At 63.5% G+C, this 26,225-nt stretch carries 26 protein-coding genes and 1 pseudogene; 9 read left to right on the top strand and 18 right to left on the bottom strand.

Features of this window, described 5'->3' with window-relative positions:
• Window positions 1–97 precede the first annotated feature (97 nt).
• A complete protein-coding gene (locus E8A46_RS02865; RefSeq protein WP_291557188.1) occupies window positions 98–1,084 on the top strand; it encodes a tripartite tricarboxylate transporter substrate binding protein in 987 nt (328 codons plus the stop codon).
• A gap of 3 nt (window positions 1,085–1,087) precedes the next feature.
• Window positions 1,088–1,579 (top strand): tRNA (N6-threonylcarbamoyladenosine(37)-N6)-methyltransferase TrmO, encoded by a 492-nt coding sequence (tsaA, locus tag E8A46_RS02860; protein ID WP_291557185.1) that lies wholly within the window; start codon window positions 1,088–1,090, stop codon window positions 1,577–1,579.
• A gap of 154 nt (window positions 1,580–1,733) precedes the next feature.
• Here tsaA and E8A46_RS02855 read toward each other — a convergent pair whose 3' ends face one another.
• From E8A46_RS02855 to E8A46_RS02840, 4 genes are all read right to left on the bottom strand, one after another.
• Entirely contained in the window at window positions 1,734–2,156 is a 423-nt protein-coding gene (locus E8A46_RS02855; RefSeq protein ID WP_291557182.1) for an HIT domain-containing protein, read from the bottom strand.
• 20 nt (window positions 2,157–2,176) lie between these two features.
• The gene (locus E8A46_RS02850) at window positions 2,177–3,433 is read right to left on the bottom strand and encodes a GNAT family N-acetyltransferase (RefSeq protein ID WP_291557179.1); all 1,257 of its coding nucleotides are present in this window, start codon (window positions 3,431–3,433) and stop codon (window positions 2,177–2,179) included.
• Window positions 3,434–3,566: 133 nt separating this feature from the next.
• Window positions 3,567–4,313, bottom strand: coding sequence for a glycerophosphodiester phosphodiesterase (locus tag E8A46_RS02845; protein WP_291557177.1), 747 nt, complete (start codon window positions 4,311–4,313; stop codon window positions 3,567–3,569).
• A gap of 15 nt (window positions 4,314–4,328) precedes the next feature.
• Window positions 4,329–4,796, bottom strand: a complete 468-nt coding sequence (locus tag E8A46_RS02840) for a RidA family protein (protein ID WP_291557174.1) — start codon at window positions 4,794–4,796, stop codon at window positions 4,329–4,331.
• Between the two features lie 322 nt (window positions 4,797–5,118).
• Between E8A46_RS02840 and E8A46_RS02835 the strand changes: the two genes are divergently transcribed.
• Window positions 5,119–5,997 carry a cell envelope integrity EipB family protein gene (locus E8A46_RS02835; protein ID WP_291557171.1) on the top strand — a complete coding sequence of 293 codons (879 nt, stop codon included), beginning with the start codon at window positions 5,119–5,121 and terminating at the stop codon, window positions 5,995–5,997.
• Window positions 5,998–6,098: 101 nt separating this feature from the next.
• Here the strand turns inward: E8A46_RS02835 and E8A46_RS02830 are convergent, their stop codons facing one another.
• Window positions 6,099–7,415, bottom strand: a complete 1,317-nt coding sequence (locus tag E8A46_RS02830; protein WP_291557168.1) for a DNA polymerase IV — start codon at window positions 7,413–7,415, stop codon at window positions 6,099–6,101.
• A 138-nt stretch (window positions 7,416–7,553) separates the two neighbouring features.
• Window positions 7,554–7,853: a DUF3572 domain-containing protein gene (locus E8A46_RS02825; RefSeq protein WP_291557165.1), complete on the bottom strand. Its 300-nt coding sequence runs from the start codon at window positions 7,851–7,853 to the stop codon at window positions 7,554–7,556.
• Between the two features lie 227 nt (window positions 7,854–8,080).
• Here E8A46_RS02825 and E8A46_RS02820 point away from each other — a divergent pair, with 227 nt between their 5' ends.
• From E8A46_RS02820 to E8A46_RS02810, 3 genes are all read left to right on the top strand, one after another.
• Window positions 8,081–8,446 carry a response regulator gene (locus tag E8A46_RS02820; RefSeq protein WP_213742084.1) on the top strand — a complete coding sequence of 122 codons (366 nt, stop codon included), beginning with the start codon at window positions 8,081–8,083 and terminating at the stop codon, window positions 8,444–8,446.
• 10 nt (window positions 8,447–8,456) lie between these two features.
• Window positions 8,457–9,830 (top strand): PleD family two-component system response regulator, encoded by a 1,374-nt coding sequence (locus E8A46_RS02815; RefSeq protein ID WP_291557158.1) that lies wholly within the window; start codon window positions 8,457–8,459, stop codon window positions 9,828–9,830.
• A 309-nt stretch (window positions 9,831–10,139) separates the two neighbouring features.
• Entirely contained in the window at window positions 10,140–11,372 is a 1,233-nt protein-coding gene (locus tag E8A46_RS02810; RefSeq protein WP_291557155.1) for an MFS transporter, read from the top strand.
• Between the two features lie 23 nt (window positions 11,373–11,395).
• On the opposite strand, the gene E8A46_RS02805 is transcribed toward E8A46_RS02810, so the two are convergent.
• The 7 genes from E8A46_RS02805 to topA all read right to left on the bottom strand — a co-directional run bounded on the left by E8A46_RS02805 (window position 11,396) and on the right by topA (window position 19,878).
• On the bottom strand, window positions 11,396–11,596 hold the full coding sequence (locus E8A46_RS02805; RefSeq protein WP_291557152.1) for a hypothetical protein: 201 nt from the start codon (window positions 11,594–11,596) through the stop codon (window positions 11,396–11,398).
• Window positions 11,597–11,755: 159 nt separating this feature from the next.
• Window positions 11,756–11,923: a 50S ribosomal protein L33 gene (rpmG, locus tag E8A46_RS02800; RefSeq protein ID WP_045008041.1), complete on the bottom strand. Its 168-nt coding sequence runs from the start codon at window positions 11,921–11,923 to the stop codon at window positions 11,756–11,758.
• A 125-nt stretch (window positions 11,924–12,048) separates the two neighbouring features.
• A complete protein-coding gene (locus E8A46_RS02795) occupies window positions 12,049–13,374 on the bottom strand; it encodes an LLM class flavin-dependent oxidoreductase (RefSeq protein WP_291557130.1) in 1,326 nt (441 codons plus the stop codon).
• A gap of 243 nt (window positions 13,375–13,617) precedes the next feature.
• Complete coding sequence (locus tag E8A46_RS02790; protein WP_291557127.1) at window positions 13,618–14,349, bottom strand: NUDIX hydrolase; 732 nt, start codon at window positions 14,347–14,349, stop codon at window positions 13,618–13,620.
• A gap of 42 nt (window positions 14,350–14,391) precedes the next feature.
• Window positions 14,392–14,820 (bottom strand): DUF983 domain-containing protein, encoded by a 429-nt coding sequence (locus E8A46_RS02785; protein ID WP_291557124.1) that lies wholly within the window; start codon window positions 14,818–14,820, stop codon window positions 14,392–14,394.
• Window positions 14,808–17,093 (bottom strand): ribonuclease R, encoded by a 2,286-nt coding sequence (gene rnr, locus E8A46_RS02780; RefSeq protein ID WP_291557259.1) that lies wholly within the window; start codon window positions 17,091–17,093, stop codon window positions 14,808–14,810. Before rnr ends, E8A46_RS02785 begins: the two co-directional genes overlap by 13 nt.
• A gap of 43 nt (window positions 17,094–17,136) precedes the next feature.
• The gene (gene topA, locus E8A46_RS02775; RefSeq protein ID WP_291557121.1) at window positions 17,137–19,878 is read right to left on the bottom strand and encodes a type I DNA topoisomerase; all 2,742 of its coding nucleotides are present in this window, start codon (window positions 19,876–19,878) and stop codon (window positions 17,137–17,139) included.
• 221 nt (window positions 19,879–20,099) lie between these two features.
• On the opposite strand from topA, the gene E8A46_RS02770 reads away from it, so the two are divergent.
• Window positions 20,100–20,342 (top strand): hypothetical protein, encoded by a 243-nt coding sequence (locus E8A46_RS02770; RefSeq protein WP_291557118.1) that lies wholly within the window; start codon window positions 20,100–20,102, stop codon window positions 20,340–20,342.
• 289 nt (window positions 20,343–20,631) lie between these two features.
• Entirely contained in the window at window positions 20,632–20,796 is a 165-nt protein-coding gene (locus E8A46_RS02765) for a hypothetical protein (RefSeq protein WP_291557115.1), read from the top strand.
• Between the two features lie 77 nt (window positions 20,797–20,873).
• Here the strand turns inward: E8A46_RS02765 and E8A46_RS02760 are convergent, their stop codons facing one another.
• A complete protein-coding gene (locus tag E8A46_RS02760) occupies window positions 20,874–21,482 on the bottom strand; it encodes an FMN-dependent NADH-azoreductase (RefSeq protein ID WP_291557113.1) in 609 nt (202 codons plus the stop codon).
• A gap of 96 nt (window positions 21,483–21,578) precedes the next feature.
• On the opposite strand from E8A46_RS02760, the gene E8A46_RS02755 reads away from it, so the two are divergent.
• Complete coding sequence (locus tag E8A46_RS02755) at window positions 21,579–21,980, top strand: helix-turn-helix domain-containing protein (RefSeq protein WP_291557109.1); 402 nt, start codon at window positions 21,579–21,581, stop codon at window positions 21,978–21,980.
• A 12-nt stretch (window positions 21,981–21,992) separates the two neighbouring features.
• On the opposite strand, the pseudogene dprA reads toward E8A46_RS02755, so the two are convergent.
• The 4 genes and pseudogenes from dprA to E8A46_RS02735 form a co-directional block, all read right to left on the bottom strand.
• A pseudogene (gene dprA, locus E8A46_RS02750) lies at window positions 21,993–23,106 on the bottom strand (DNA-processing protein DprA).
• A gap of 110 nt (window positions 23,107–23,216) precedes the next feature.
• Entirely contained in the window at window positions 23,217–23,810 is a 594-nt protein-coding gene (gene plsY / locus E8A46_RS02745; protein WP_291557105.1) for a glycerol-3-phosphate 1-O-acyltransferase PlsY, read from the bottom strand.
• 118 nt (window positions 23,811–23,928) lie between these two features.
• Entirely contained in the window at window positions 23,929–25,230 is a 1,302-nt protein-coding gene (locus tag E8A46_RS02740; protein ID WP_291557102.1) for a dihydroorotase, read from the bottom strand.
• Between the two features lie 4 nt (window positions 25,231–25,234).
• Window positions 25,235–26,188: an aspartate carbamoyltransferase catalytic subunit gene (locus E8A46_RS02735; protein ID WP_291557099.1), complete on the bottom strand. Its 954-nt coding sequence runs from the start codon at window positions 26,186–26,188 to the stop codon at window positions 25,235–25,237.
• Window positions 26,189–26,225 lie beyond the last annotated feature (37 nt).

The following is a 26,225-nucleotide window of genomic DNA, read 5'->3' as shown; positions in this document are numbered from 1 at the left end:
GCTCGGCTGACAAGCGCATCGCCACGGGCGGTTTGACGAATTGCAGCCAATCCGCATTCCGGTACTGTGTGAAAAAACGCGCCATGGGGGAAACGGCATGAAATTGCCCGCAAGGTCGGCCTTGATCGCCTGGCTTGTCAGCGTCACGGCGCTTGCCGCCACGGCAAGCAGCAACGCCGCCGAATTTCCGGCGCGTTCGATCAGGGTTGTGGTTCCCTATGCCGCGGGCGGTCCGACCGATGTTCTCGGCCGGCTGGTGGCTGACTTTCTTGGCCGGGATCTCGGGCAGGCGGCTTTTGTCGAGAACAAGCCGGGGGCCCAGGGCGCGATCGGCGCCGAAACGGTGGCGCGCGCCGACGCCGACGGTCACACCCTCTTGATCGTGGCCGGTTCGATGATCGTGCAAAATCCGTTGCTGTACAAGAAACTGTCCTACGATCCGGTTCGGGATTTTCGCGTGCTGGCGCTGATCACCGAGGTGCCGGTGGTGATGGAAGTCCACCCCTCCGTGCCGGCAAGGACGGTGGCGGAATTTGTCGCCTACGCCAAGCAAAATCCCGGCAAGCTCTCGTTCGGCTCGGCTGGGACGGGAGGTACCATTCACCTTGCCGGTGAGATGTTCAGGCAAATGGCCGGCATCGAGATGACCCATGTGCCCTATAAAGGTGCCGGGCCGGCGCTGACCGACCTCCTGGCGGGTAACATCCAGCTCATGTTTGACTCGCTGGGAACGGCGCTCCCGCCGGTGCGATCCGGAATGCTGCGGGCGCTGGGCGTCAGTTCGGCGCGCAGGAATTCCGATCTTCCTGATATTCCGACCATTGCCGAGAGCGGCTATCCAGATTACCTCGTCAGCGTCTGGTTCGGCGTCGTGGCGCCCGCCAAGGTGCCGGATAGCGTGGCGCAAATCCTGGAGGCCAGCCTCGACCGGGCAATGAACAACGACGCGTTCCGCGCCTCACTGGAGAAGATCGGCTATTCGGTGCTACGACCGCGCAGCAGGGCTGCCATCACGGAATTCATCGATGCCGACCGAGCGCGGTGGGCCGATGTAATCAAGACGCGGCACATTTCATTGGATTGAAGCATGGTTGGAGAGAGAGAAATTCGGGAGGGCGAACTCGCCGTCGAGATGCCGCCGGCCCGCGACGCCGGCCTCGTCTTCATCGGCCGCATCCGCACGCCCTGGACCTCGCGCGAGGATACGCCGAGGCAAGGAAGCCATGACGGTCCGGTCTGCCGGCTCGAGATTTTCGAGCCATGGGTGCCGGCGCTGAAGGGCGTCGATTTCTACTCAAATCTCGAAGTGATCTACTGGCTGCATCAATCGCCGCGCAATCTCGTGCTGCAAAGCCCGAAGAACAACAAGTCGACCCGCGGCACGTTCTCGCTGCGCTCGCCGGTGCGGCCGAATCCGATCGGCACGTCGATCGTCAAGCTGGTCGGCATCGAGGGCTCGACCGTGCTGGTGCGAGGGCTCGATTGCCTCGACCAAACGCCGTTGCTCGATCTCAAGCCCGACCGCTGCGAATTCTCGCCGCTGGCGGCGCAGAAGCGAGGGGATTCGGAGGGAGAATAGTGTTTCTGTCATTCCGGGGCGCGACGAAGTCGCGAGCCCGGAATCCATAACCACTATCGGGAGTATGGATTCCGGGCCTGCGCCAAGAGGCGCATCCCGGAATGACGAATGTGGTTGGATAGCGCAGCATTGGTAAGGAAGCGCGCGGACGATTTTACTTCAGCGCCGCCGCCAGCTTCGCCGCATTCTCCTCCAGCACCTTGGCGTCTTCCTTGCGGCTCGCCGGCGGCAATAGCGCCACGCCATCGTGGCGCGGCATCACGTGCATGTGCAGGTGAAACACCACCTGGCCGCCGGCATGTTCGCTGAATTGCTGCACGGTGAGGCCATCGGCCGCAAACGCGGTCATCGCGGCGCGCGCGATTCTGTGGGAGGTGCGCGCGACATGGGCGAAATCTTCCGCCGCAATATCGAGGATGTTCCGTGCCGGCGCTTTCGGGATCACCAGCGTATGTCCGGGACAACGCGGCATGATGTCGAGAAACGCCAGCGTGTGGTCGTCCTCATACACCTTATAGCAAGGGAATTCGCCGCGCAGGATCTTGGCGAAGGGGTTGTTGGCGTCATAGGCGGGCATGGCGGCTCCTGAATCTGGTTCTACTCGCTGGCTGGCTCGTCGGCGTTCTTGCGAAACGGTGCGGCTTCGGTGAGTTCGCGCGCGGCCTCCGCCACATAGGCGCGTTCACGCCGCAGATACTCCTCGATCGCGCGGCGCAGGCCGGGATCGGCGATGTAATGCGCCGAATAAGTGGTTTGCGGCAAGTATCCGCGGGCGATCTTGTGTTCGCCCTGGGCGCCGGCCTCGACGATTTTCAGGCCGCGCGAAATCGCGAAATCGATCGCCTGATAGTAACAGACCTCGAAATGCAGGAAGGGATGGTGCTCGATCGCGCCCCAGTTGCGGCCGAACAGCGTGTCGGAACCGATGAAATTGATGGCGCCGGCGATCCAGCGGTTGTTGCGCCTCGCCATGATCAGCAGCACGTCATTGGCCATGGTCTCGCCGATCAGCGAGAAGAAGGCGCGGGTCAGGTAGGGCCGGCCCCATTTGCGCGAACCGGTCTCCATGTAGAAGGCAAAGAACGCGTCCCAGGCGTCCTCGGTGATGTCGCCGCCGTTGAGCGCGTGGATTGTGATGCCGTTGGCCAAGGCGTCGCGCCGTTCCCGCTTGATCGCCTTGCGATGGCGCGAATTGAGGGTGGCGAGGAAATCGTCAAAACTCCGGTAATCCTGGTTGTGCCAGTGGAACTGCTGGTCGGTCCGCTGCAGGAATCCGAATTGGGCCAGGAATTTCCATTCCGCCTCGCGCGCAAAGGTGACGTGAGCCGACGAGGCATTGGTCGCCTCGCACAGTGCGACCAGGCCGCTTGCCAGGGCGGTTGCGATTTCATCCTTGTCGACGCCTTCGCGGATCAGCAGGCGAGGGCCGGTTGCCGGTGTAAAGGGAACCGAGGCCTGCAACTTCGGGTAATAGCGCCCGCCGGCGCGCTCATAGGCGTCGGCCCAGCCGCGATCGAACACGTATTCGCCCTGCGAGTGCGATTTGAGGTAGCAGGGCACGATTCCGGCGATCACGCCTTCGCGCCGGGCGAGCAAATGGCGTGGTCCCCAGCCGGTCCGCGCGCAGGCCGACCCGGACGCCTCCAGGGCCGAGAAAAAGGCATGCGAAACAAAGGGGTTATAGGGTGGCTTTAAGCCAGTGCAGGAGTCGCTGGGGGAGCCAGGCAAGGCCAATGTGTCCAGGCCATCGAGGCTGCCGGGATCTGGATGCGGATTGGCACAGGCATCCCAATCCTCAGCCGGGATCTGGCTGATGGACGACACGGCTTCGAGGGTTATTTCGGATGAATCCATCGATGATTTGAACCGGTCACGCGCCACGATCAGCCATCGCAGATGGTGACCATGCTACCAAAGATCGGGCATTGCGCTTTCGACTTCAAGGGCGCGGGTTCCGCCGATTTGAAGGGCTTGACGCCGGGGGATCTTACGGCCGGAAATCTTCAAAGATCATCTGATCGGCGTAGCGGACGGCGCGCTCGCGCTGCTGCGGTGTCCGCACCGTCCAGGTCAGGAGCGGCAGGCCGAAAACGTGGCGCGCGATCCAGGGCGCCGGCGCTGGCAAATCATTCACCCAATAAGCCACGAAATGCGGCCTTGTGTGGAACGCGTGCTTCAGATGCAGCATGCCGTTCCGCTGCGCCATTGTGGCCTCCGGCCAGTCGGCTTCGCTGTAGAGCCGTTGGGCAACAATGCCGCGGGGAAGCTCCGGCATCGTCTCGCGCAGCGCCGTCACCTGATCCGGGTCGAATGACATGGCCGCCACCAGTCCGGCATAGGTGCTGAGCACCTCTGCCATCCGCCTCACCAGTTTGCGGTCGCCGTCAAAATGGCTCTTCAGCTCGATCACGATCGGGACGCGACCTCCGACCAGCGCACAGAGATCGCCGAGCGACATCATGCGTTCCGGGGTGTCCCTGAACGTGACCGCCTTGAGTGCTTGCGAGGTCAAGCCGAGCAGGGCGCCGGAGCCTTCGGCGAGGCGGCCCAGCGCGTCGTCATGATGCACCATGGCCTCGCCGTCGGCGGTGAGCTGGATATCGCATTCGATGGCGAAATTGCCATCGATCGCGGCAAGCGCCGCGCCCGGCATGTTCTCGATGATGCCGCGCGCGCGGTCGTGCAGGCCGCGATGGGCCACCGGCCGTGCCGTCAGCCAGTCGGGTGCGCGCACCCGCGCAGCTCCGCTCTAAGAGACTTCGAACACCCCTTCGACCTCGACCGCCGCGTCTGACGGCAGCGAAGCGACGCCGACCGTGGTGCGGGCATGGCGGCCCTTGTCACCGAAGGCCGCGACCATCAGATCGGAGGCGCCGTTGAGCACTTTCGGCCCATCGAGAAAATCCGGGGCGGAATTGACAAAACCGCCGAGGCGAACCACCCGAACCACCTTGTCGAGGTCGCCGAGCGCGGCCTTGATCTGCGCCAAGAGGTTGATGGCGCAACCGCGCGCGGCGGCGCTACCTTGCTCCACGGTGACGCCGGCGCCCAGCTTGCCCTTGGCGATCAGCTTGCCATCCGGGTTGACGCAAACCTGTCCGGACACGAACAGCAGGTTTCCGGTGCGCACGAAACCGACGTAATTCGCCACCGGGCTCGGCGGCTCATGCAAGACGATGCCCTGTGCCGCAAGTTTCTGTTCGACCGTACCCGCCATGTCTCGTCCCCGTTTGGTTTGACCAGCACCCGACGTACACCTGATCGGGGGCCGCTTTATTTCGCGCATCGTGCCGTCACTTGCAAGCGAGGGCAGATCGGTGGCGAAAAAGCTGAAAACATGGCAATCCGGCTGCAAATCATACTTTTCCGTGATGTGGCCGCAGTTGCGGCGCAATGGCGCGGTGAATAATGTGACGAAACCCAGAGCATGATCCGAAAAGGTGGGAACCGGTTTTCCGAAAAGATCGTGCTCAAACAAAGAGATGAGATCGTGATCCGGTTCAATCCAACCGGATCATGATCTGGCCTGAGGAAAAAACATGGCTCGCTCATTCCGGATTTTGCCCCGTGATGTCGGATCACTGGCGCGGACGGTTGCCGTGGTCGCGATGGCAACCGGGGTTGCCGCCGGTAAGGCCGACGCCGCGGCAAGCGGCGCGTTTCTCCCGCATCAGGCGCTCTACGAGCTCAACCTGCTGAAGTCGCGTGGTTCCAATTCGATCAACAGCGCGCGGGGACGCATTCTCTATGATTTCTCCGGCAACGCCTGCGAAGGCTACACTTCCGAATTCAGGCAGGTGTCCGAGATGGACAGCGGCGAGGGCAAGGTGACGCTGAGCGATCTGCGCTCGACGTCGTGGGAAGACGGCCAAGGCAAAAGTTATCGATTCAAGATCGATTCGCGCATGAACGACACCGACTCAAGCCCGGTCGATGGAGTGGCGGAGCGGACCGGCGATCACATCACGGTCAAATTGAAGCAGCCCCAAACCAAGACGTTCACGCTCGACGGCTCGACGGTGTTTCCGACCGAACAGATCCAGCGCATCATCGCCGCGGCGAAGGACGGAAAATCGGTGCTCGAGCTGTCGGTCTACGACGGCTCGGACAACGGCGAAAAGGTCTACAACACCCTTTCCGTGATCGGGCAGCCGATACCGGGAGACCGGACCATCGCAGTACCGGACCCTTCCACCGAAAGTGGCGTCATGAAATCGATGACGCGGTGGCCGGTCACGGTCAGCTATTACGATCGCGACGCGAAGGCCAATGACGGCGAGCAGACGCCGGTCTATGCGATGTCGTTCGAGCTGTTCGAGAACGGTGTCTCGCGGGCGCTGGTGCTCGACTACAATGACTTTGTGATTTCCGGCGCCCTGGGAAAGTTGGACGTCAAGGATTCCAAGCCGTGTAAGTGACGGCGCCAGCCCCGCGCCGTCATTGCGAGGAGCAACGCGAGGCATTCGCGCGACCCGTTGGCTCGCAATGACGGGGAGCCGTCGGCCCGCTGCCGACCATGTCAGTCCGGCTTCTCCGGCCCTTCATAGGCGATGCCCCTGATCACGGCGGCCTCGCCGAATTTCTTGCGCAGACCGTCGATCGCGCGTTCGGCGTCCGCCGAGCGGCGATCCAGCATGTCGGTGTCGTGGGCCTGCGAACCCGGGCGAAGCGCGCTGACACCGGCGCCCATCAGGCGGAACGCGGTGCCGTCGATCTCCTTCGCCAGCATTTCCCTGGATATCGCGAAAATCTTCGCCGCCAGCTGGGTGGGAGCATGGATCGATTGCGAGCGGGTGCGCTGCCGGAAATCGGCGGACTTCAGCTTCAGCGTGATGGTCGATCCCGCCAATTCGCTGCTCTTGAGCCGCGACGACACCTTCTCCGAGAGCCGCCACAGCGTCTTTTCGAGGGTCGCAAAATCGCGGATGTCGTTCTCGAAGGTGGTCTCGTTGGAAATGGTTTTGGCGCCGCGATCGGGCACCACGCGACGATCGTCGATGCCGCGCGCCAGCCGCCACAACCTGCGGCCCTCCGCGGCGAACTGCTTCATCAGTTCGCTCTCGTCGGCACGCTGCAGATCGGCGATGGTGCGAAAGCCGCGCTGGATCAGCCGTTCCTGGGTCGCAGGCCCGACGCCGAAGATGAAACCGACCGGCTTGTCCGCCAGCATCGCACGCGCCTCATCCTGGTCGAGCGCGGCAAAGCCGCGTGGCTTGTCCATGTCGGACGCGATCTTGGCGAGAAACTTGTTGCAGGACAGACCGACGGAAACCGTGATGCCGATATCGCGTTCGACCTCGCGGGCGAAACGCGCCAGTACCTTGGCCGGGATCATGCCATGAACGCGCTGGGTGCCGCCGAGATCCAGGAACGCCTCGTCGATCGAAAGCGGTTCGACCAGCGGCGTCAGCGCCTGCATCGCGCGGCGCACCTCGCGGCCGACCCTGACATATTTGGCCATGTCGGGCGAAATCACGATCGCAGCGGGGCACAGCGCCAAGGCTTTGAACATCGGCATGGCCGAGCGGACGCCGAAGGTGCGGGAGATGTAGCACGCCGCGGAGACCACGCCACGCTTGCCGCCGCCGATGATGACGGGCTTGTCGGCGAGCTCCGGGTTGTCGCGCTTTTCCACGGTCGCGTAGAACGCGTCGCAATCGATGTGGGCGAGGGTGAGCGACGGCAACGCGGGGTGACGAACGAGGCGAGGCGAGCCGCATTCGCCGCATCGCCCGGCGGCGTTGTCCTGGTCACCGAGGCAGTCCCGGCAGAAGCAGATCGGCCCCTGCATCGATGCTGGCGCGGACGGTGCTCCGATTTCGAAGTTCGCACCCATTCGACCCGCCACCTTTTGCGAACCTCGAAATCAACGCCAGCGCCAGCGAACAATATTCTTGCCGGTGCGGCGAGTTGGAAGTTCCTGCAATGAGGTTACCGCGAGTCTGACGAGAACTTCAAACTCGCCGCACCGGCGTCACGGTACGTCGCGCTCCCATTGGGGATCGTTCAGCGCCTGGCGAGCCGCGGCAATGTTGGTGGGGTGAAGCTGCGAGGCGGCGGCGAACGCTTTCACGGTCGCGTCATCGCGCATCACGAAATCGAGCACGCTTGCGAGAAACTGCGGATCGGCGGCGGCGGTTCGCAGGGTCTCCGGGCCGATCCCGCTTTCGGCCAGGAACAGGCCCAGGCGCTCGGCGTCGCCGGCGACAAAGGAAAGCGCCTGAATTGCAACGATTTCAGCTACTTCCCGGGGGTTCTGAGTGGGTTTTCTCAACTGGTGTGTTTGCCTTTCCGTAACTTATGGTCTCTATTTTGGAACGATCATGCCCGAGTCTGCGCAACGTGTTCAAGCAAGTGGAAACCACTTCGCATAAAGATCGCACTCGGGCTTAACGGGTTAGAGCGAATCTGGCGCTAGTTTGATTTCACTTTTTGGCACCCTTGGCGGCGGCGTCCGTGCACCGCCTGCCGGGCCTGTATCGCGGGGATTGGAGGGGCGGGATGGCAAAAACCGTCCTGATCGTGGAGGACAACGAGCTCAATATGAAGCTCTTTCGCGATCTGCTCGAGGCGCATGGCTATCAGACTTCCGGCACCAGCAACGGTTTCGAGGCGCTCGATCTTGTGCGCAAGCTTCGCCCCGATCTCGTCCTGATGGATATCCAGCTTCCCCAGGTCTCCGGTCTCGAAGTGACGCGGTGGATCAAGGATGACCCGGAGTTGCGTTCGATTCCGGTCGTCGCGGTCACCGCATTCGCGATGAAGGGCGACGAGGAGCGCATCCGCGAAGGCGGCTGCGAGGCGTATCTGTCCAAGCCGATCTCGGTCGGCAAGTTTATTGAAACCGTCCGACGGTTCATCGGATAGGGAGAGTAAGATGTCCGCGCGCATTCTGGTCGTCGACGACGTCCCCGCCAACGTCAAGCTGTTGGAAGCGCGGCTTTCGGCCGAGTATTTCGATGTCCTGACCGCGTCCAACGGTGCGGAGGCGCTGGCGGTCTGCGCGCGTGCCGAATGCGACATCATTCTGCTCGACGTCATGATGCCTGACCTCGACGGTTTTGAGGTTTGCCGGCGCCTGAAGTCCAATCCGGCGACGCATTTCATTCCGGTGGTGATGGTGACGGCGCTGGACAGCCCGGCCGATCGCGTCCGCGGGCTCGAAGCCGGCGCCGACGATTTCCTGACCAAGCCGGTGTCCGACGTCGTGCTGATCGCGCGGGTGCGTTCGCTGACACGGCTGAAGATGATGACCGATGAGCTGCGCATGCGCGCCATCACCTCGCTTGAGATCGGCGTGCAGGCGCCCGAGCGCAGCGCCGTGGCCGACACCGGGAAGGGCGGTCGCATCCTCTTGGTCGACGACCGGCCCTCGTCCTATGAGCGGCTGGCGCCGGTGCTCAGCACCGAGCATACCGTCGATGTCGAGACCAATCCTTCGGAAGCGCTGTTTCACGCCGCCGACGGCGATTACGATCTGCTGATCGTCTCGCTCGGCCTTGATAATTTCGACGGCCTGCGGCTCTGCAGCCAGGCGCGCTCGCTGGAGCGGACCCGGCACGTGCCCATCCTCGCCATCGCCGACGCCGACAACAACACGCGGTTGCTCCGCGGCCTCGAGATCGGCGTCAATGACTATCTGCTGCGCCCGGTCGACAAGAACGAGTTGCTCGCCCGCGCGCGTACCCAGATTCGAAAACGACGCTATACCGACCATCTGCGCGACAATGTGCAGAACTCCATCGAGATGGCGATCACCGATGCGCTGACCGGCCTGCATAACCGCCGCTACATGGAGAGCCATCTGGGCACGCTCGCCGAGCAAGCCTCGAGCCGCGGCAAGCCGCTGGCGCTGATGATGCTCGACATCGATTTCTTCAAATCGATCAACGATAATTACGGCCACGACGCCGGCGACGATGTGTTGCGCGAATTCGCGGTGCGGGTTCGCAAGTCGATCCGCGGCATCGATCTCGCCTGCCGCTATGGCGGCGAGGAATTTGTCATTGTGATGCCGGAAACCGACTTGCACGTCGCGGGCATGGTGGCGGAACGGTTGCGGCGTTCGATCGCCGGCGAGCCGTTTGCGGTCAACAAGGGTACAAAACGCATCGAGGTCACGATCTCGATCGGCCTGACGACCCTTGAACGCAAGGGCGAGGCTGTTGCTGACGTGCTCAAGCGCGCCGATACCGCGCTCTACCGCGCCAAGCATGACGGCCGTAACCGCGTGGTGGCGAACGCCGCCTGACCTTGCCGGCGTTCCAAGGCGTCGTCCCTTAAGCCGCATCTTCCAGAACTGCGAGCCCACGCCGTGCGTCCCCCATGCACGGACGACGAAGCCATGTCGATCCCCCGATCTTTTCAGCGGCCTCAGCCTCGTGTCTTGAAATGAGGGAAATATGGCATTTGAGACAGCCGGCGGCTGTGTCAGAAATCGCGCCGCGCCAATCTTGACAATATCGCCTGCGGACGTATTCATTACACAGGTCGGTGTAATAATGCCGATTCGACATGCGCGGTCTTTGCGGGGCCGCGATCGACAAGAAAGAACAAGAACATGTCCCTGCTGCGGCTGCTCCGTCCCACGCTCCCCATCCTGATCGGTGCTTCGCTGATGCTCAGCCTGAGCATGGGCTTGCGCCAATCGCTCGGCATCTTTCTGCAGCCTTTGACCCATGACGTCGGCATATCGGTTTCCGATTTCACGCTGGCTATCGCCGTGCAGAATCTGGCCTGGGGATTCCTGCAGCCGCTCGCCGGCGCGTTCACCGTGCGCTACGGCTTTCGCGCGATCATGCTGGCCGGTGCGCTTCTGTATATTGCCGGCCTGTCGCTGATGGCCGGCGCGCAAGGGTTTCTCAGCGTCATGCTGGGAGCGGGCGTGCTGATCGGGATGTCGCTGGCATGTACTGCCGCGGCTATCGCGATGTCGGTGGCCGCGCGTGCGGTCCCTGCGGCCGTGCGCAGCATCGTGCTGGGGATGGTTTCGGCAGCGGGATCGCTCGGCGCGCTGATGGCGGCGCCGATGGGGCAGATCCTCAATCAGGATTACGGCTGGCGAACCGGCCTTGCCGGCTTTGTCATCCTGTCGCTGGCGCTGCTGCCAGCGGCCTGGTTCGCCGGCAAGGTCGACCGGATTCCGCTGCCGCGACCGGCGGCCGACGAGATCGGCAATAGCTCGGCCGCGGTGGCGGTGAAAGTAGCGTTCGGCAACCCCTCGTTCGTGGTGATGACAGCAGCGTATTTCGTCTGCGGCATGCAGCTCGTCTTCATCACCACGCATCTGCCGTCCTATCTCGCGCTCTGCGGCATGGATCCGATGCTGAGCGCGCAGACACTGGGCGTGATCGGCGGCTTCAACGTGCTGGGCAGTCTGTTCTTCGGCTGGGCCGGCGGCCGCTGGAACAAGCTGGCGCTGCTGGGCGGCATCTACATCTTTCGGTCGCTGGCGCTCGGCTGGTACTTCATGCTGCCGCCGTCACCGGCGACCACGCTGCTGTTCGGCGCGGTCATGGGATTCCTCTGGCTCGGCGTCGGGCCGCTGGTGGCGGGCGCGGTTGCCGAGATGTTCGGGCTGAAATGGCAGGCGATGATCCAGGGGCTCGCCTTCATGAGCCACCAGCTCGGCAGTTTCCTCGGGGCCTATGGCGGCGGGCTGATTTATGACGCGCTCGGCTCGTATGCCTTGGCCTGGCGGATCGGCGTCGCAGTGGGTCTTGCGGCGGGAATCATCCAGGTGGCGTTCGCGCTGGTACGCCCGAGCGAGCCGCCTTTGGTGCGGGCCAGTTAGACAAGCACTGCGGTATCTGAGAATTATCGAGCGGGTGAAGTGCCGATTTTTCTGGCAACCAGATATGACAGCGGCATCGCGAGGGTGAAGCCGATCAGGACCGCGCGCGGGATATTCTTCATCGCCTGATCGGCGAGGCCCGGGAAGGCGAGGACCGCGATCACCGCGGCGCCCGCCAGCGCGGTTCCCAGCACGATCCATACCAGAAGCGAAATTTTGAACATGGATTATCTCCACAAAGTATTGTGCAGATTAGTCCGGTGCCCCTCTTTCGCATTGATCTGCAGCAAATCGCCGTTGCCGTCGACGGCAATTGAACCACGACCGAATCAAAAACGGGGCCCAAAAGGCCCCGCTCAAATCGCCGGCAGCGTCTGTGAAGCTTACTTGATCTTGGACTCGCGGAATTCGACGTGCTTGCGCGCGACGGGATCGTACTTCTTCTTGACCAGCTTGTCGGTCATGGTGCGCGAATTCTTCTTGGCGACGTAATAAAAGCCGGTGTCCGCCGAGGAAACGAGCTTGACCTTGATGGTGACCGCTTTGGCCATGTGCAAAACCCTTGATGTCTGGAATCGGACGCCGGCCCATCAGGGGGCGCATTCGCCGCGCAACCTAGCCTCGATCCGCCCAAAGTCAAGGATTTCGGGACCGAATTGATCCCGGATTCCTGCGATTAACCCTCAAAGAACCGGTTTTTCGGCCGCGGCAGGCCGAGATTCTCCCGCAGCGTGCGGCCCTCATATTCCTTCCGGAAAATCCCGCGTCCCTGCAGCTCCGGCACCACTTTGTCGACGAAATCGTCGAGGCCGGCGGGCAGGAACGGGAACATGATATTGAAACCGTCGCAGCCAAAGCTGGTCAGCCATTCTTCCATCTGGTCGGCGATGATCCGGGGTGTGCCGACAAACGACAGCCCGCCATAGCCGCCGACGCGCTGCGCGAGCTGGCGCACGGTGAGCTTGTCGCGCGCGGCGAGGTCGACGAGGCGCTGGCGGCCACTTTTGGAGGCGTTGGTCTCGGGGATCGGCGGCAGCTGGCCATCGGGGTCGAAGCCGGAGGTATCAGTCCCCAGCATCACCGAGAGCGACGCGATGGCGCTGTCGTAATGCACCCTGCTGTCGAGCAGGGCGCGTTTCGCCTTTGCCTCCTCGAGGCTGTCGCCAACCACGACAAAGGCGCCGGGCAGAATCTTCAGGCTTTCGCGGTCGCGGCCAAGCCTGTCCATGCGGCCCTTGATATCGGCGTAAAGCTTTTGCCCGTCGCCGAGGCTGCCGCCGCCGGTGAACACTGCCTCGGCGGTTTCCGCTGCTAGCTGCCGGCCGTCGTCGGACGCCCCGGCCTGGACGATCACCGGCCAACCCTGTACCGGGCGGGCGATGTTGAGCGGACCGCGCACCGAGAAGTACTTCCCCTTGTGATTGAGCACGTGCATCCTGGCGGGATTGAAATAGAGGCCCGCCTCGACGTCTCTGGCAAAAGCGTCGTCGGCGAAGGAGTCCCACAGGCCCGTCACCACATCATAGAATTCGCGCGCCCGCTTGTAGCGCTCGGCGTGTTCCATATGCTCTTCGAGGCCGAAATTCAGCGCCGCGTCCGGATTTGACGTGGTGACGATGTTCCACCCGGCGCGGCCGCCCGAGATGTGATCAAGCGAAGCAAAGCGGCGGGCGACATGATAGGGCTCGTCAAAAGTGGTCGAGCCGGTGGCGATCAGTCCGATGCGTTCGGTGACCGCCGACAGCGCCGACAACAGCGTGAACGGCTCGAACGAGGTCACGGTGTGGCTGCGCTTGAGCGCATCGATCGGCATGTTCAGCACGGCCAGATGGTCGGCCATGAAGAAGGCGTCGAATTTGCCGGCCTCGAGCTTTCGGATCAGCTGCTTGATATGGTCGAAATTGAAATTGGCGTCCGGCCATGCACCGGGATAGCGCCACGCGCCGGTGTGAATGCTGACCGGCCGCATGAAGGCGCCGAGCTTGAGTTGCCGTTTTGTCATTGCCCCATGTCCGTGCTGGTTGTGGTTAGGGGAGAGATAGGCATGACGCCCGGTCGCGCCATTGTGCGACAAGCAGAAGATTATTTTGTTTTTAGGCAAGCTGCCGACACGGCCGTCATTCCGGGGCGCGAATGAAATGAGCGAACCCGGAATCTTGAGATTCCGGGTTCGACGCGGAGCCTGTCATCGGGCGCGCATTCGCGCGACCTGTTTGCGCTTCGCAATGACGTGCGAGAGCGGAAGCTACGCCCCCAAGACGTCCTTCTGCATCTTGCCGCCGTAGAAATGGAAAAACGGCACGTCTGCGTCGTGGCGCAGCGCCCCGGTGGCGAGGCGTTTTTCCAGCTCGTTCAGCACGTTTTTGGTCATGGGATGCAGGTCGGCGAGCGGCTTCGATCCGATCTCGACCCAGACCAGTTCGACCAGTTCGGCATCGGTATGGATGACGCCCTCGACGCGATGGGCAATGGCGGAGGCGTCGGCGGTGAAGAACCGGGTGTCGAAGCGCCGCACGCGGCCGGGAGGGGTGATCGCGCGCGCGATCAGGAACAGCCCGGACGGGTCGGGCAACAGCCCAGCCTCGGCGAACGGCTTCCACGGCCCCTCAAGTGCGGGCGCCGCGCCGTTGCCCCTGCGTCCAAGACAGAGGCCGGTCTCCTCGCAGGCCTCGCGGATCGCGGCGACTGCCAGGGCGCGTGCGCGCGAGGGCGTGATCTTCGGGCTTCCCTTCAGCAGGTTCGCTTCAAGCGCCTTCGGAATCGGCGCCGCCACCGGCACGCGGTTGTCGGTGCTGTCGACGCGGCCGCCGGGAAACACGAATTTGCCGGGCATGAACACCACCTTGTCGTGGCGTCTGCCGACCAGGACCTTCGGCACGGCGCTGGCGCGATCGACCAGGATCAGCGTGGCGGCGTCGACCGGGCGGCGATAGGGGAAATGGTCGGCTTCCTTCTGCGTATTCCCGGTTTCGCTCATCGCGCGCCGCCGCCCATTTACTTTTTTGTTGGTGCGATCGCTCTAGGGCTCCGGGTTCAGTTCGTCAAATCCGTGCATCCGCAGCGCCCATTGCATCCCGACCACCGCGCCCTTCACCGGCTGCAGCAGCGCCAACGAGGCAAACAAGGTCAGCGGCAGATAGATCGCCAGTTGCAGCGCCACCGGGGGCGAATAATTGGTCTCGATGAACAGCGCCAGCGGCACCACGATATGGCCGACGATGACGATGACCAGATAGGCCGGCAGATCGTCGGCGCGATGCGGCGTGAAATCGAGTTTGCAGACCGAACAGTGATCATCGACCTTGAGGAAGGCGCGGAACAGCTTGCCTTCGCCGCAGCGGGGGCAGCGGCCGCGGAATCCGCGCTTCAGCGCAGTCCACACATCGCGCTTCTCGGTTGCCCCGGTATCCCGGCTCCAGACGATTGGGTGCGCGCTCACGGTTTCCATGACTTGCCTTTCTTCGATTTGCCGGATCTGGCTTTATCCGGCTTGCGATCCTTCTTGCGCGGGCTGCGTCCCGGATGGGCTTTGGCCTGCGGCCTGGAAGCATCCGGCCGCTTGCGTCCGCGCGGAGCGACGCTGCCTTCCGACAACAGTTCAAACCGCAAAGCGCCCGCGACAGGAGCTGCTTCTACCAGACGAACGTCGACGACGTCCCCCAACCGGTGCATGGCACCGCTGCGCGAGCCGACCAACGCATGACGCGTTTCGTCATAGTTGAAGTATTCGGTCCCGAGCGTGCGGATCGGGATCAGCCCGTCGGCGCCGGTATCGCTGAGCTTGACGAAAAGCCCGGCGCGGGTGACGCCGGAGATGCGGCCCTGAAAGGTGGCGCCGATCCGGTCGGCGAGAAAATGCGCGATCAGGCGGTCGGCGGTTTCACGCTCCGCTTTCATGGCGCGGCGTTCGGTGACGGAAATCTGCGCGGCAACCTCGGTCAGCGTTTCCACCGTCTCGGTTTCGGGCAGCGCGCCTTCGCCGAGGCCGAGACCACGGATCAGCGCGCGGTGCACGATCAGGTCTGCATATCGCCTGATAGGCGAGGTGAAATGCGCATAGCGCCGCAGGTTCAGGCCGAAATGGCCGTAATTCTCCGCTGAATATTCGGCCTGGGCCTGTGAGCGCAACACCACTTCATTCACCAGCGGTTCGGAATCGTGTCCCCTGACCTGCGCCAGCACGCGATTGAATAAAGAGGGGCGCAGCGCGCCACTTTTGGCGAACGGCAGATCGAGGGTTTTCAGGAATTCCTGAAGATTATGAACCTTCTCAAGCGTCGGTTCATCGTGCACCCGGTAGATAAGCGGCAGCGACTTCTTTTCAAGCATTTCGGCCGCGGCGACGTTGGCCAGGATCATAAATTCTTCGATAAGCTTGTGCGCGTCGAGCCGCTCCGGGACAACGACGCGATCCACCGTACCGTCGGATTTAAGCAGGATCTTGCGCTCGGGAATGTCGAGATCGAGCGGATCGCGCTCGTCGCGCGCGCGCTTGACGACGGCGTAGGCGTCGTAGAGCGGTTTGAGGATCGGATCGAGCAGGGGGCCTGTCGTATCATCCGGCCGTCCATCGATCGCCGCCTGCGCCTGCGCGTAATTCAGCTTCGCCGCCGAGCGCATCAGGATGCGGTGAAAACTGTGCGAGCGCTTGCGGCCGTCATTGCCGATCACCATCCGCACCGCCAGCGCGCCGCGCGGCTCGCCCGGCACCAGCGAGCAGAGATCATTCGAGATGCGTTCCGGCAGCATCGGCACCACGCGGTCGGGAAAATAAACCGAATTGCCGCGCGTCAGCGCGTCGCGGTCGAGCGCCGACCCCGGCCGCACATAGAACGCGACGTCGGCGATCGCGACATTGACGATGTAGCCGCCCTTGTTGTTCGGATCAGCATCGGGTTCGGCGTGAACCGCGTCGTCGTGGTCCTTGGCGTCGGGCGGATCGATGGTGACCAGCGGAAGGTCGCGCCAGTCCTCGCGGCCCTTCAGCGTCGCGGGCCTTGCTTCCTCGGCCTCGCGCAGGGCGGCCGGCGAAAATGCCTGCGGGATTTCGTGGGAATGAATGGCGATCAGGCTGACCGCCTTTTCGGAAGCCAGCGATCCCAGCCGCTCCTTGACCTTGCCGGAGGCAAGGCCATAGCCGCGCGAACGCACGAGATCGACGCTGACGAGATCGCCATCCTCGGCGCTATTGGTGTCGGCCTTGGCGATGTTCAATTCGCGGCCAGCCTGCTTCTTGTCGACCGGGATCAGGCGCCCGCCGCCGCCGGGAAGGGCGCGGAAGATTCCGAGCACGCGGGTCTTGGCATGATCGACGACCTTGATGATCCGTCCGCGATAGATCGTACCTTCGCGGTCGCGCTCTTCGAGCTTCTCGACACGCAGCAGCGCGCGGTCGCCGACGCCTGCTGCGGTGCCCGGCACTGGCCGCCGTGGAACATGAATGCGGATTTTCGGCGGTTCGCCGCTTTCCACCTCGTCCCATTCGGCTGGCGTTGCGATCAACTCGCCGTCGCTGTCGCGGCCGGTGACGTCGGCCATCACGGTTGCCGGCAGGGCAGCCGGCTCGCGGATCGTCTTGCCGCGCTTTTGGACGACGCCTTCGTCGGCGAGTTCGCGCAGGATCTGTTTCAGCGCGGCGCGGTCGGCATTTTTGAGGCCGAATTGCCGCGCGATCTCTCGGGTTCCGACTTCTCCCGGCTGCGCGCGGATGAAGGCGACGATGGCGTCCCGCTCTGGAAAACCCTTGTCGCGTTGCTTTGCCACGCTATCCGCTTGCCTTGCCGGCGCTCTTCTTGGCGACGGGTTTTGCGGCCTTCGACGGCGAGGTCTTGGCCGTCACCGGCGCACGCGCCTTGCTGACGGCTTCCGACTTCGGCTTTGCCGCGGATTTCTTCGCGGCGACCTTCTTGGCCGGATTTGGTGCCTTCGCATCTGCCTCCGCCTTGGCGGGCTTTGCCACTTTGGCTTTTTTGGCGCCGCGCTTGGGCTTGCCGCCGCCCTTCGCCACGCGCTCGTCGATCAGCGCGATCGCTTCTTCGAGCGTGATGGTGTCCTGGGTCTTGTCGCTGGGGATCGTGGCGTTGACGCCACCGGCCGTGACATAGGCGCCGTAGCGTCCGCTCTTGACCGCGACGCCGCCGAGCGTCGGATGATCGCCCAATGGCTTGCCGGGATCGGCGCCGAAGCGGCGGCCGCTGGGGCCCTTTGCGATCTTCTCGGCGATCAGCGTCACCGCGCGGTTCAGCCCGATGTCGAATACCTCATCGCCGGCTTCGAGGCTGGCATAGGTCTTCTCATGGCGCACGAACGGGCCAAAGCGGCCCAGCCCCGCGGTGATCGGCTCGCCGGTTTCGGGATGCTTGCCGATTTCACGCGGCAGCGACAATAGCTTCAGCGCCAGATCGAGCTCGATATCGGACGGCGAAATGTTCTTGGGAATGCCGGCGCGCTTCGGCTTTTCGCCTTCGGCATAATCCTTTTGCTCGCCAAGCTGGATGTAAGGCCCGAACCGTCCGGCCTTCACGGTGACGTCGCGATCGGTCTGGGGATCCTTGCCCAGGATGCGATCGGCGCTGGCTTCGCTGTCGGCCGCCAATGGCCGGGTGTAGCGGCATTCCGGATAATTGGTGCAGCCGACGAACGCGCCGAATTTTCCGGCCTTGAGGTTCAGCTTGCCGGTGCCGCAGGTCGGGCATTGCCGGGGATCGCCGCCATCCGCGCGCGGCGCATAGATGTGCGGCCCCAGCATGTCGTCGAGCGCATCTAGCACCTGGGTCACCCTGAGATCCTTGATCTCGTTGACCGCGCCGATGAAGTCGCCCCAGAAATCCTTCAGCACCTGCTGCCAGGAAATCTCGTTGTTGGAGATGCGGTCGAGCTGTTCTTCCAGTGCTGCGGTGAAATCGTATTCGACGTAGCGCGCGAAGAAGTTTTCCAGGAATGCGACCACGACGCGGCCCTTGTCCTCGCCATGCAAGCGCTTTTTCTCGAGCCTGACGTAGCCTCGATCCTTCAGGACCTGCAGGATCGAGGCATAGGTGGAGGGACGGCCGATGCCGAGCTCCTCCATGCGTTTGACCAGCGAAGCTTCGGAAAACCGCGGCGGCGGTTCGGTGAAATGCTGGGTGACCGCAAGCTCCTGCCGCTTTAGCGCTTCGCCTTCGCTCATGGCGGGGAGGCGGCGGCTGTCCTCATCGTCGCCGTCGTCGTCACGGCCTTCCTGATAGAGCGCGAGAAAGCCGTCGAATTTGATCACCTGGCCGGTGGCGCGCAGTTCCAGCAGGCGGGAGCCTGCCTTCGCCGCGATGTCGACGGTGGTGCGTTCCAGCTCGGCCGATTCCATCTGGCTCGCGATGGTGCGGATCCAGATCAGTTCATAAAGCCTGGCCTGGTCGGTATCGAGCCGCCGGCGCATGTCGGCGGGCCGCCGCGACAGATCGGTGGGGCGGATGGCTTCGTGGGCTTCCTGGGCGTTCTTGGCCTTGGTCTGGTACTGGCGCGGCGCCTCGGGCACATAGGCGTTGCCGTAATCCTCGCCGATCACCTTGCGTGCCTGCGTGATCGCGGAGCCGTCGATCTGCACGCCGTCGGTCCGCATATAGGTAATGAGGCCGGTGGTCTCGCCGCCGATATCGATACCCTCATAGAGCCGCTGCGCGATCCGCATGGTGTGGGCGGGGGCAAAGCCGAGCTTGCGGCTGGCTTCCTGCTGCAGCGTCGAGGTGGTGAAGGGGGCCTGCGGATTGCGCCGCGCCGGCTTGGCTTCAACCGTCGTCACCGTGAAGTTGGCGGCCTCGATCGCCTTCTTGAAATCCTCTGCTTCGGCGCCGGTGCCGATATCAAGCCGCTGGATCTTCTTGCCGTCGGCGCCGACCAGCCGGGCTTCGAACGTCTCGCCGCGCGTGGTCGCCAGTGTCGCCACCAGCGACCAGTACTCGCGCGGCACGAATTTCTCGATTTCGAGTTCGCGGTCGCAGACCAGCCGCAGCGCCACCGACTGCACCCTTCCGGCGGAGCGCGCGCCGGGCAATTTGCGCCACAAGACCGGCGAGAGCGTGAAGCCGACCAGATAATCCAGCGCGCGGCGCGCCATATAGGCATCCACCAGCGCGCCATCGATCTGGCGCGGATGCTTCATCGCGTCCGTCACCGCCTGCTTGGTGATGGCGTTGAACACCACGCGCTCGATAGTGTGGTCCTTGATCGCGTGCTTCTCCTTCAGCACCTCGAGCACGTGCCACGAGATCGCCTCGCCCTCGCGATCGGGGTCGGTCGCCAGAATCAGCTTGTCGGCCCCCTTGAGCGCCTTGGCGATGTCATTGAGCCGGCCGGCCGCCTTGGGGTCGATCTCCCAGATCATCTGGAAGTTGGCCTCGGGATCGACCGATCCGTTCTTGGCCGGGAGGTCGCGGACGTGGCCGAACGAGGCCAGAACCTCGTAGGAGGCCCCCAAATATTTGTTGATCGTCTTGGCTTTCGCCGGCGACTCGACAATGACGATATTCATGTCATTCCAATGGCTTACGGGAAAAATAAAGGCCGGTTCCGCGAGACTCGCGTCGGCCGTTTCGATCCGAACATGGGTGCAGAGGAGGCCTCTGTCAAATCGACAGATGTTGAAAGCACGATTGACGGCTCCCCGTCACTATCTAAAAAGTTGTGAAATACGCCCTAGAGTTGCGCTCTCGGAGGCGGTATCTTGGAAAAATACACGGCAATGGATGTATCTTGACCAAGACAGGGGACCGGAGGAGGCGTGCATCCTCGGGCAAAGTTGGGGGCGCGGCAAACGACGAGCCGCCCGGTGATGGCGGGCCCGATGAGGCCGCTATCTTCATTGCAGAGACCGTCGCGGCCCTGGCCGGGCTGGCGCGGCGGCACAGGCTTGTCATGCTCGCCCGTCTGCTCGAGATGACGCAAATGGAAGCCGAGGAACGCATCCGGCTCCGCGGCAAGCGCAATCTTTCATGATTGCCCGACGCAGAAGACGACGCTTCGAACATGCAGGCTGCCGATATCTTCGTCGATGGCGATGCGACGGGTTCCCTGCGGGCGTGCCGATCTATCGTGGATAGCCGGAACTTCGAGAAGTCATCATTGGCGTTGGCACAATCTGAAGAAGAATCGCGTCGCGGTTGTGCTGATCGGTTCCATCACGACAGGCATTTGCGGGAACTCACCGGATGTATTGAACCTTCGTCGTATCAAGCGAGACAACTCGGTGGGCCGGGATTTCGAACGCCACGTTGGAGAGCATGATATGCCCAGAGCCGTTCAGCTATTCGCACCGATGTCAGCGACGACGTCGGCTTCCACCAGAAAATCGGGCAGGATCCCGCTAGACCCAATCCTGCTGTTTAGTGGAATCGGCCTGCTGGCGTTCCTGATCGCGGTGGTCACGGGTGTTCAGGGCGTCTGGTATTGATCGCTGTTGGTGTCTTGCGCTAGCGACATCAACCCGCTGTCGTAGTTCGACGACAGCGGGTTGCATCTCTTTATGATTTACGCTGCGTAGAGATCGGTTGCGGCTTGCAGGGCGCTGGCGAGCGCCTTCTCGCGCTGTTCCGGTCCGATCTGGATTCCGTCCGCGGAAATGAATTCGGGGTTGGCAACGCCAATAAAGCCGAACACCCAGCGCAGATAGGTTTCGAGGTGTTCGCCGACGGCCGCCGGCGTCCCGGCACCGTAGAATCCACCACGCGAGATCGCAACGATCACGCGCTTGTTGCCCGCCAATCCTTCCGCGCCTTGCGCGCCGTACTTGAAGGTCTTGCCCGCCACCAAAATGCGGTCGATCCAGGCCTTGAACTGGCTCGGGATCGTGAAATTGTACATGGGCGCTCCCAACACCACGATATTGGCCGCCAAAAACTCCTCCAGCACGGCCTGACCGGCGGCGAGGTCCTGCTGCAGGGCTGTGTCGCCCGCAGCCCCTTGCGCGGCGGCGAGATGCGAACCCGATAGATGCGCCAGCGGCGTCGAACTCAGGTCGCGATAGACGATATCGAGGTCGGGCGTGGCTTTGCGCAGGCGATCGACGATGGCAGCGGAAACTTGGCGGCTGACGGAATGGGGGCCGAGCACGCTGGAATCGATGTGAAGCAGTTTCATATAGGTCACCCTTGGTATAAGTTTGTAACTAGCGCTATATGAGTGACCGTCCGCAAGCCGCGCAAGAACGCACATTTTTGAAACCCGAGTACACCGGTGAAACCTGAGCACACCAATGTGCCTGTCCTGCCGCCCAACGCGCACCTCGGCAGCGACTGCCGCGGCGTGGCGTCAATCCTGGCCCGGGTCGGCGACAAATGGAGCGTGTTCGTGATCATGCTGCTCGGCAACGGACCGCGGCGTTTCAACGAGATCAAGCGCATGGTCGGCGGCATCTCGCAGCGAATGTTGACCCTGACGCTGCGCGGATTGGAGCGCGACGGCTTGGTCACGCGCACCGTGTTCCCGACGATTCCGCCGCGGGTCGACTACGAACTGACCGATCTCGGACGCGGGTTGTGGCAGCCGGTGGAAGCGCTGGGCATGTGGGCGAGGGAGCATCAGACCGAAATCGAAGACGCGCGCGCTCGGTTCGACCGGCGCAACGAGGCCGGCTGAACAGCATATTCGCTAGATCAGCGACACCAGCCCGCCGCCGTGGCGCTCGAGCCGGCCGGCAAGTTCAAGCTCGAGCAACACGGTGCGCACGACCGCCGGTGAAGCTTCTGCCATCCGGATGAGGTCGTCGAGCAGAACCGGGGTCGGGCCCAGCAATCCGATGATGCGCGCGCGCTCGCTGGTGTCGGGTTCGGAAGCCAGCGGATCCTCGTCCGGCTCGCGCAGCTCGAGCGGCCGGCCCATGATCGGTTCGACGGCCTGGATGATTTCGGAAGCTTCCGTGATCAGCGTGGCGCCCTGCTTGATCAGGTCGTTGGTGCCGGCGGCGCGCGGATCGAGCGGCGAGCCCGGCACCGCGAACACCTCGCGGCCCTGTTCGGCGGCCATCCGCGCGGTGATCAGCGATCCCGAGCGAAGGGCGGCCTCCACCACGACGACGCCGAGCGCCGCGCCCGAGATCAGTCGGTTGCGCCGCGGAAAATCGCGGGCGCGCGGCACGTGCCCGAGCGGCATTTCGGAAATTGCAGCCCCGGTGGCGATGATCGCTGTCAACAAATCCTCGTGCTCGGGCGGATAGACCTTGTCATGGCCGCCGGCCATGCATCGCCACCGTGCCGCCATTGATGCTGGCGCGATGGGCCGCTTGATCGATGCCGCGCGCCAGTCCCGAGACGATGACAAAACCGGCGTCGCTGAGATCGCGCGCCAGTTGCCCTGCAAATTTCAGCCCGGCGCCTGAGGCGTTGCGCGAGCCGACGATCGCGATCATCGGCCGCATCAGCGCATCACGCAGGCCGCGCACGCCGAGCAAGGGCGGCGCATCGTCGAGCACGGCCAGCCGTGGCGGATAACCATCCTCACCGGGCGAGACCAAGTGGACGCCGAGTCTCTCGCTGGCGGCAAGCTCCGCGCGCGCCTCTTCCTCGCTGCAGATCCGTGCCGGGCGCGAAGCGCCGCCGCGCCGGGAGAGATCCGGTAGCCGCTCCAGCGCGGTGCGCGCGCTGCCGAAATGATTGACCAGGGACCGGAACGTGCGCGGCCCGACATGGTCGGAACGGATCAGCCGCAGCCAGTCGATGCGCTGGGCGTCTGTCAGGTGTGTTGTGGTTGGCGATCGAGTGTCCATGGGTTTCCTCAGCATGGATCAACCTGAGGGCGCGGGGAAGGGGGCTTAAACGTGGGCGGAGGACCTTTCCGCGTCATGCCCGGCCTTGACGAAATAAAGCGTCCTCGCTCTCACTTCGCCCCGATCCGCCCCTCGGTCCCGGTCTGCAATCGCCTGATGTTTTCGCGGTGCATGTAGAACAACAACAGCGTCAGCACGGCGAACAGTGAGGCGAGGGCGGGGTGGCCGAACCACCACAGAAAGATCGGCGTGACGAAGCTTGCCACCAGCGCAGAGAGCGAGGAGTAGCGCGAGGTCACGGCGGTGGCGAGCCACAGCACGCAAAACACCACCGCAGCCGGCCAGAACAGGCCGATCAGCACACCGATATAGACCGCGACGCCCTTGCCACCCCTGAACTTCAGCCACACCGGAAACAGGTGGCCGAGAAAGGCGCCGAGTGCCGCCAGCATCGCGGCGTTGGGGCCGGCGTAGAAGCCTGCGATAATGACGGCGGCGGTGCCCTTAAGCATGTCGAGCAGCAGGGTCGCCGCGGCCAGCCCCTTGCGCCCGGTGCGCAGCACGTTGGTGGCACCGATATTGCCGGAGCCGATCGAGCGCAGGTCCTGCGTCCCCGCCAATCTTGTCAGGATCAGCCCGAAGGGAATCGAGCCGAACAAATAGCCGAGGACGAATGCCACCGGCAGCCATGCACTAGCTGACATCTCCGCTCCCCCCCGCGCCGCTGAATTTGGCGCGCATCAGAGTTTCTTCTTAATGCGTTCTCTTGACGCGGTGTCCACCCCGGATCGCTTACGGGGCAGGCTTTCGCCTGGAAACGCTTTAGACATGCTCATAGACGGTGCGTCCGCCGATGATGGTACGCACGACGCGGCCCGAAAATCTCGCCTCGTCGAACGGCGTGTTCTTGCATTGTGATTTGAGATCGCCGGGGTCCAATATCCAGGGCGTGTCGGTATCGATCACGATCACGTCGGCCGGGGAGCCCGCGCGCAACGATCCGCCGGGCAGGCCCAACAGCTCGGCCGGGCGGGTCGACATCGCGCGGATCAGCGTCCTGAAATCGGTCTCGCCGTTATGGATCAGCCGAAGCGCTGCCGGCAGCATGGTCTCGAGTCCGATGGCGCCGGCGGCGGCTTCCGCGAACGGCAGCCGCTTGACCTCGACGTCCTGCGGATTGTGGTCGGACATGATCACGTCGATCAGGCCGGAGGCCACGGCCGCCACCAGCGCGAGACGGTCGTCTTCGGTGCGCAGCGGCGGCGACAGTTTCAGGAAGGTGCGGTAGGGGCCGATGTCGTTCTCATTCAGCGTCAGATGGTTGATCGAGACCGACGCCGAGACCTCCAGGCCGGCTTCGCGGGCGCGCTTGAGGATTTCCAGGGACTCGATGCAGCTCAGCGATCCCGCATGATAGCGGCCGCCGGTCAGCGCGACCAGGCGCATGTCGCGCTCCAGCATCACGGCTTCGGCGGCATTGGGAATGCCGACCAGTCCCAACCGCGTGGCGAATTCGCCCTCGTTCATCACGCCTTCGCCGACCAGATGGGGGTCTTCGGTGTGATGCACGATCAGCGCGTCGAAATCCCGCGCATAGGTCAGCGCCCTCCGCATCACCTGCGCGTTGGTGACGCTCTTGTCGGCGTCGGTGAAGGCCACCGCGCCCGCGGCCTTCAACAGGCCGATCTCGGTCATCTCCAGGCCGAGCATGCCTTTTGTCAGCGCCGCCATCGGGTGGATGTTGACGATCGCGGTGTCGCGGGCCCGCCGCAGGATGAAATCCACCGTCGCGGAATTGTCGATGACCGGCGACGTATCGGGCTGGCAGATGATGGTGGTGATGCCGCCGGTCGCCGCCGCCTGGCTTGCGGACGCAAAGGTTTCGCGATGGCTGGCGCCGGGCTCGCCGACAAAGGCACGCATGTCGATCAGCCCGGGGGCGACGATCTTGCCGGCGCAATTGATGATGTCGGTACCTTCGGGCACGCCGGCGGCGCCGATGCCGCGCCTGGAGTCGCGGATCACCCCGTCGGCGATCAGGACGTCGCCGGGGCCGTCGAAATCGCGCGAGGGATCCACCACGCGGGCGTTGGCGAGCAGGATGGGGCGGCGATCGGTCAGCATGATTTCACGCGTTGGGCAGGTTGCGGGCGAGCGCTTCGAGCACCGCCATCCGCACCGCCACTCCCATTTCCACCTGTTCGCGGATCAGCGATTGCGCGCCGTCGGCCACAATCGAGTCGATTTCCACGCCGCGATTCATCGGACCGGGATGCATCACCAGCGCGTCGGGCTTGGCATAGGCCAATTTCTTCTGGTCGAGGCCGAAGTAGTGAAAGTATTCCTGGCTCGACGGCACGAACGAGCCGTTCATGCGTTCGCGCTGCAGCCGCAGCATCATCACGATATCGGCGCCGTTCAGTCCCTCGCGCATGTCGCGGGCCACCTCGACCCCCATCCGCTCGATACCGCGCGGCAGCAGCGTGGAGGGCGCGACCACGCGGACGCGCGCACCCATGGTATTGAGCAGCAGGATATTGGAACGCGCCACGCGCGAATGCATGACGTCACCGCAGATCGCGATCACCAATCCCTCGAGACGGCCCTTGTTGCGGCGGATGGTCAGCGCATCGAGCAGCGCTTGGGTCGGATGTTCGTGGGCGCCGTCGCCGGCGTTGACGACGGAGCCGTCAACCTTGCGCGCCAACAGTTCCACGGCGCCGGACGCATGGTGCCTGACCACCAGGATATCGGGGTGCATAGCGTTCAGCGTGACGGCGGTGTCCATCAGCGTCTCGCCCTTCCGGATCGAGGACGACGACACCGACATGTTCATGACATCGGCGCCGAGCCGCTTGCCCGCCAACTCGAATGAGGACTGGGTGCGGGTCGAGGCCTCGAAGAACAGATTGACCTGGGTGCGGCCGCGCAGGGAGGTGCGCTTCTTGTCGACCTGGCGGTTGAGCTCGACATATTCCTCGGAGAGGTCGAGCAGGCCGGTGATATCGGCAGCCGAAAGGCCCTCGATTCCCAGCAGATGCCGGTGACCGAGGACGAAGGTCGATTTCGATGCAGGGGTCATTAAAACGAGAGCTATAGGCAGAGATACAACGGGGGGC

This window comes from Bradyrhizobium sp. (assembly GCF_004799445.1).
GTDB lineage: Bacteria > Pseudomonadota > Alphaproteobacteria > Rhizobiales > Xanthobacteraceae > Bradyrhizobium.
This window is presented reverse-complemented; position numbering and strand designations above follow the sequence as displayed.

What these genes read in the sequence shown, in the direction of transcription:
- E8A46_RS02805 (WP_291557152.1), bottom strand. Translation starts at nt 11,596, where the DNA reads ATGTTCAAAATTTCGCTTCTGGTATGGATCGTGCTGGGAACCGCGCTG.
- E8A46_RS02850 (WP_291557179.1), bottom strand. Translation starts at nt 3,433, where the DNA reads ATGGATTCATCCGAAATAACCCTCGAAGCCGTGTCGTCCATCAGCCAG.
- E8A46_RS02735 (WP_291557099.1), bottom strand. Translation starts at nt 26,188, where the DNA reads ATGACCCCTGCATCGAAATCGACCTTCGTCCTCGGTCACCGGCATCTG.
- plsY (WP_291557105.1), bottom strand. Translation starts at nt 23,810, where the DNA reads ATGTCAGCTAGTGCATGGCTGCCGGTGGCATTCGTCCTCGGCTATTTG.
- E8A46_RS02820 (WP_213742084.1), top strand. Translation starts at nt 8,081, where the DNA reads ATGGCAAAAACCGTCCTGATCGTGGAGGACAACGAGCTCAATATGAAG.
- E8A46_RS02760 (WP_291557113.1), bottom strand. Translation starts at nt 21,482, where the DNA reads ATGAAACTGCTTCACATCGATTCCAGCGTGCTCGGCCCCCATTCCGTC.
- E8A46_RS02765 (WP_291557115.1), top strand. Translation starts at nt 20,632, where the DNA reads ATGCCCAGAGCCGTTCAGCTATTCGCACCGATGTCAGCGACGACGTCG.
- E8A46_RS02830 (WP_291557168.1), bottom strand. Translation starts at nt 7,415, where the DNA reads ATGGGTGCGAACTTCGAAATCGGAGCACCGTCCGCGCCAGCATCGATG.
- E8A46_RS02795 (WP_291557130.1), bottom strand. Translation starts at nt 13,374, where the DNA reads ATGACAAAACGGCAACTCAAGCTCGGCGCCTTCATGCGGCCGGTCAGC.
- topA (WP_291557121.1), bottom strand. Translation starts at nt 19,878, where the DNA reads ATGAATATCGTCATTGTCGAGTCGCCGGCGAAAGCCAAGACGATCAAC.
- tsaA (WP_291557185.1), top strand. Translation starts at nt 1,088, where the DNA reads ATGGTTGGAGAGAGAGAAATTCGGGAGGGCGAACTCGCCGTCGAGATG.
- E8A46_RS02865 (WP_291557188.1), top strand. Translation starts at nt 98, where the DNA reads ATGAAATTGCCCGCAAGGTCGGCCTTGATCGCCTGGCTTGTCAGCGTC.
- E8A46_RS02840 (WP_291557174.1), bottom strand. Translation starts at nt 4,796, where the DNA reads ATGGCGGGTACGGTCGAACAGAAACTTGCGGCACAGGGCATCGTCTTG.
- E8A46_RS02855 (WP_291557182.1), bottom strand. Translation starts at nt 2,156, where the DNA reads ATGCCCGCCTATGACGCCAACAACCCCTTCGCCAAGATCCTGCGCGGC.
- E8A46_RS02785 (WP_291557124.1), bottom strand. Translation starts at nt 14,820, where the DNA reads ATGGAAACCGTGAGCGCGCACCCAATCGTCTGGAGCCGGGATACCGGG.
- rpmG (WP_045008041.1), bottom strand. Translation starts at nt 11,923, where the DNA reads ATGGCCAAAGCGGTCACCATCAAGGTCAAGCTCGTTTCCTCGGCGGAC.
- E8A46_RS02815 (WP_291557158.1), top strand. Translation starts at nt 8,457, where the DNA reads ATGTCCGCGCGCATTCTGGTCGTCGACGACGTCCCCGCCAACGTCAAG.
- E8A46_RS02740 (WP_291557102.1), bottom strand. Translation starts at nt 25,230, where the DNA reads ATGCTGACCGATCGCCGCCCCATCCTGCTCGCCAACGCCCGCGTGGTG.
- E8A46_RS02790 (WP_291557127.1), bottom strand. Translation starts at nt 14,349, where the DNA reads ATGAGCGAAACCGGGAATACGCAGAAGGAAGCCGACCATTTCCCCTAT.
- E8A46_RS02810 (WP_291557155.1), top strand. Translation starts at nt 10,140, where the DNA reads ATGTCCCTGCTGCGGCTGCTCCGTCCCACGCTCCCCATCCTGATCGGT.
- E8A46_RS02835 (WP_291557171.1), top strand. Translation starts at nt 5,119, where the DNA reads ATGGCTCGCTCATTCCGGATTTTGCCCCGTGATGTCGGATCACTGGCG.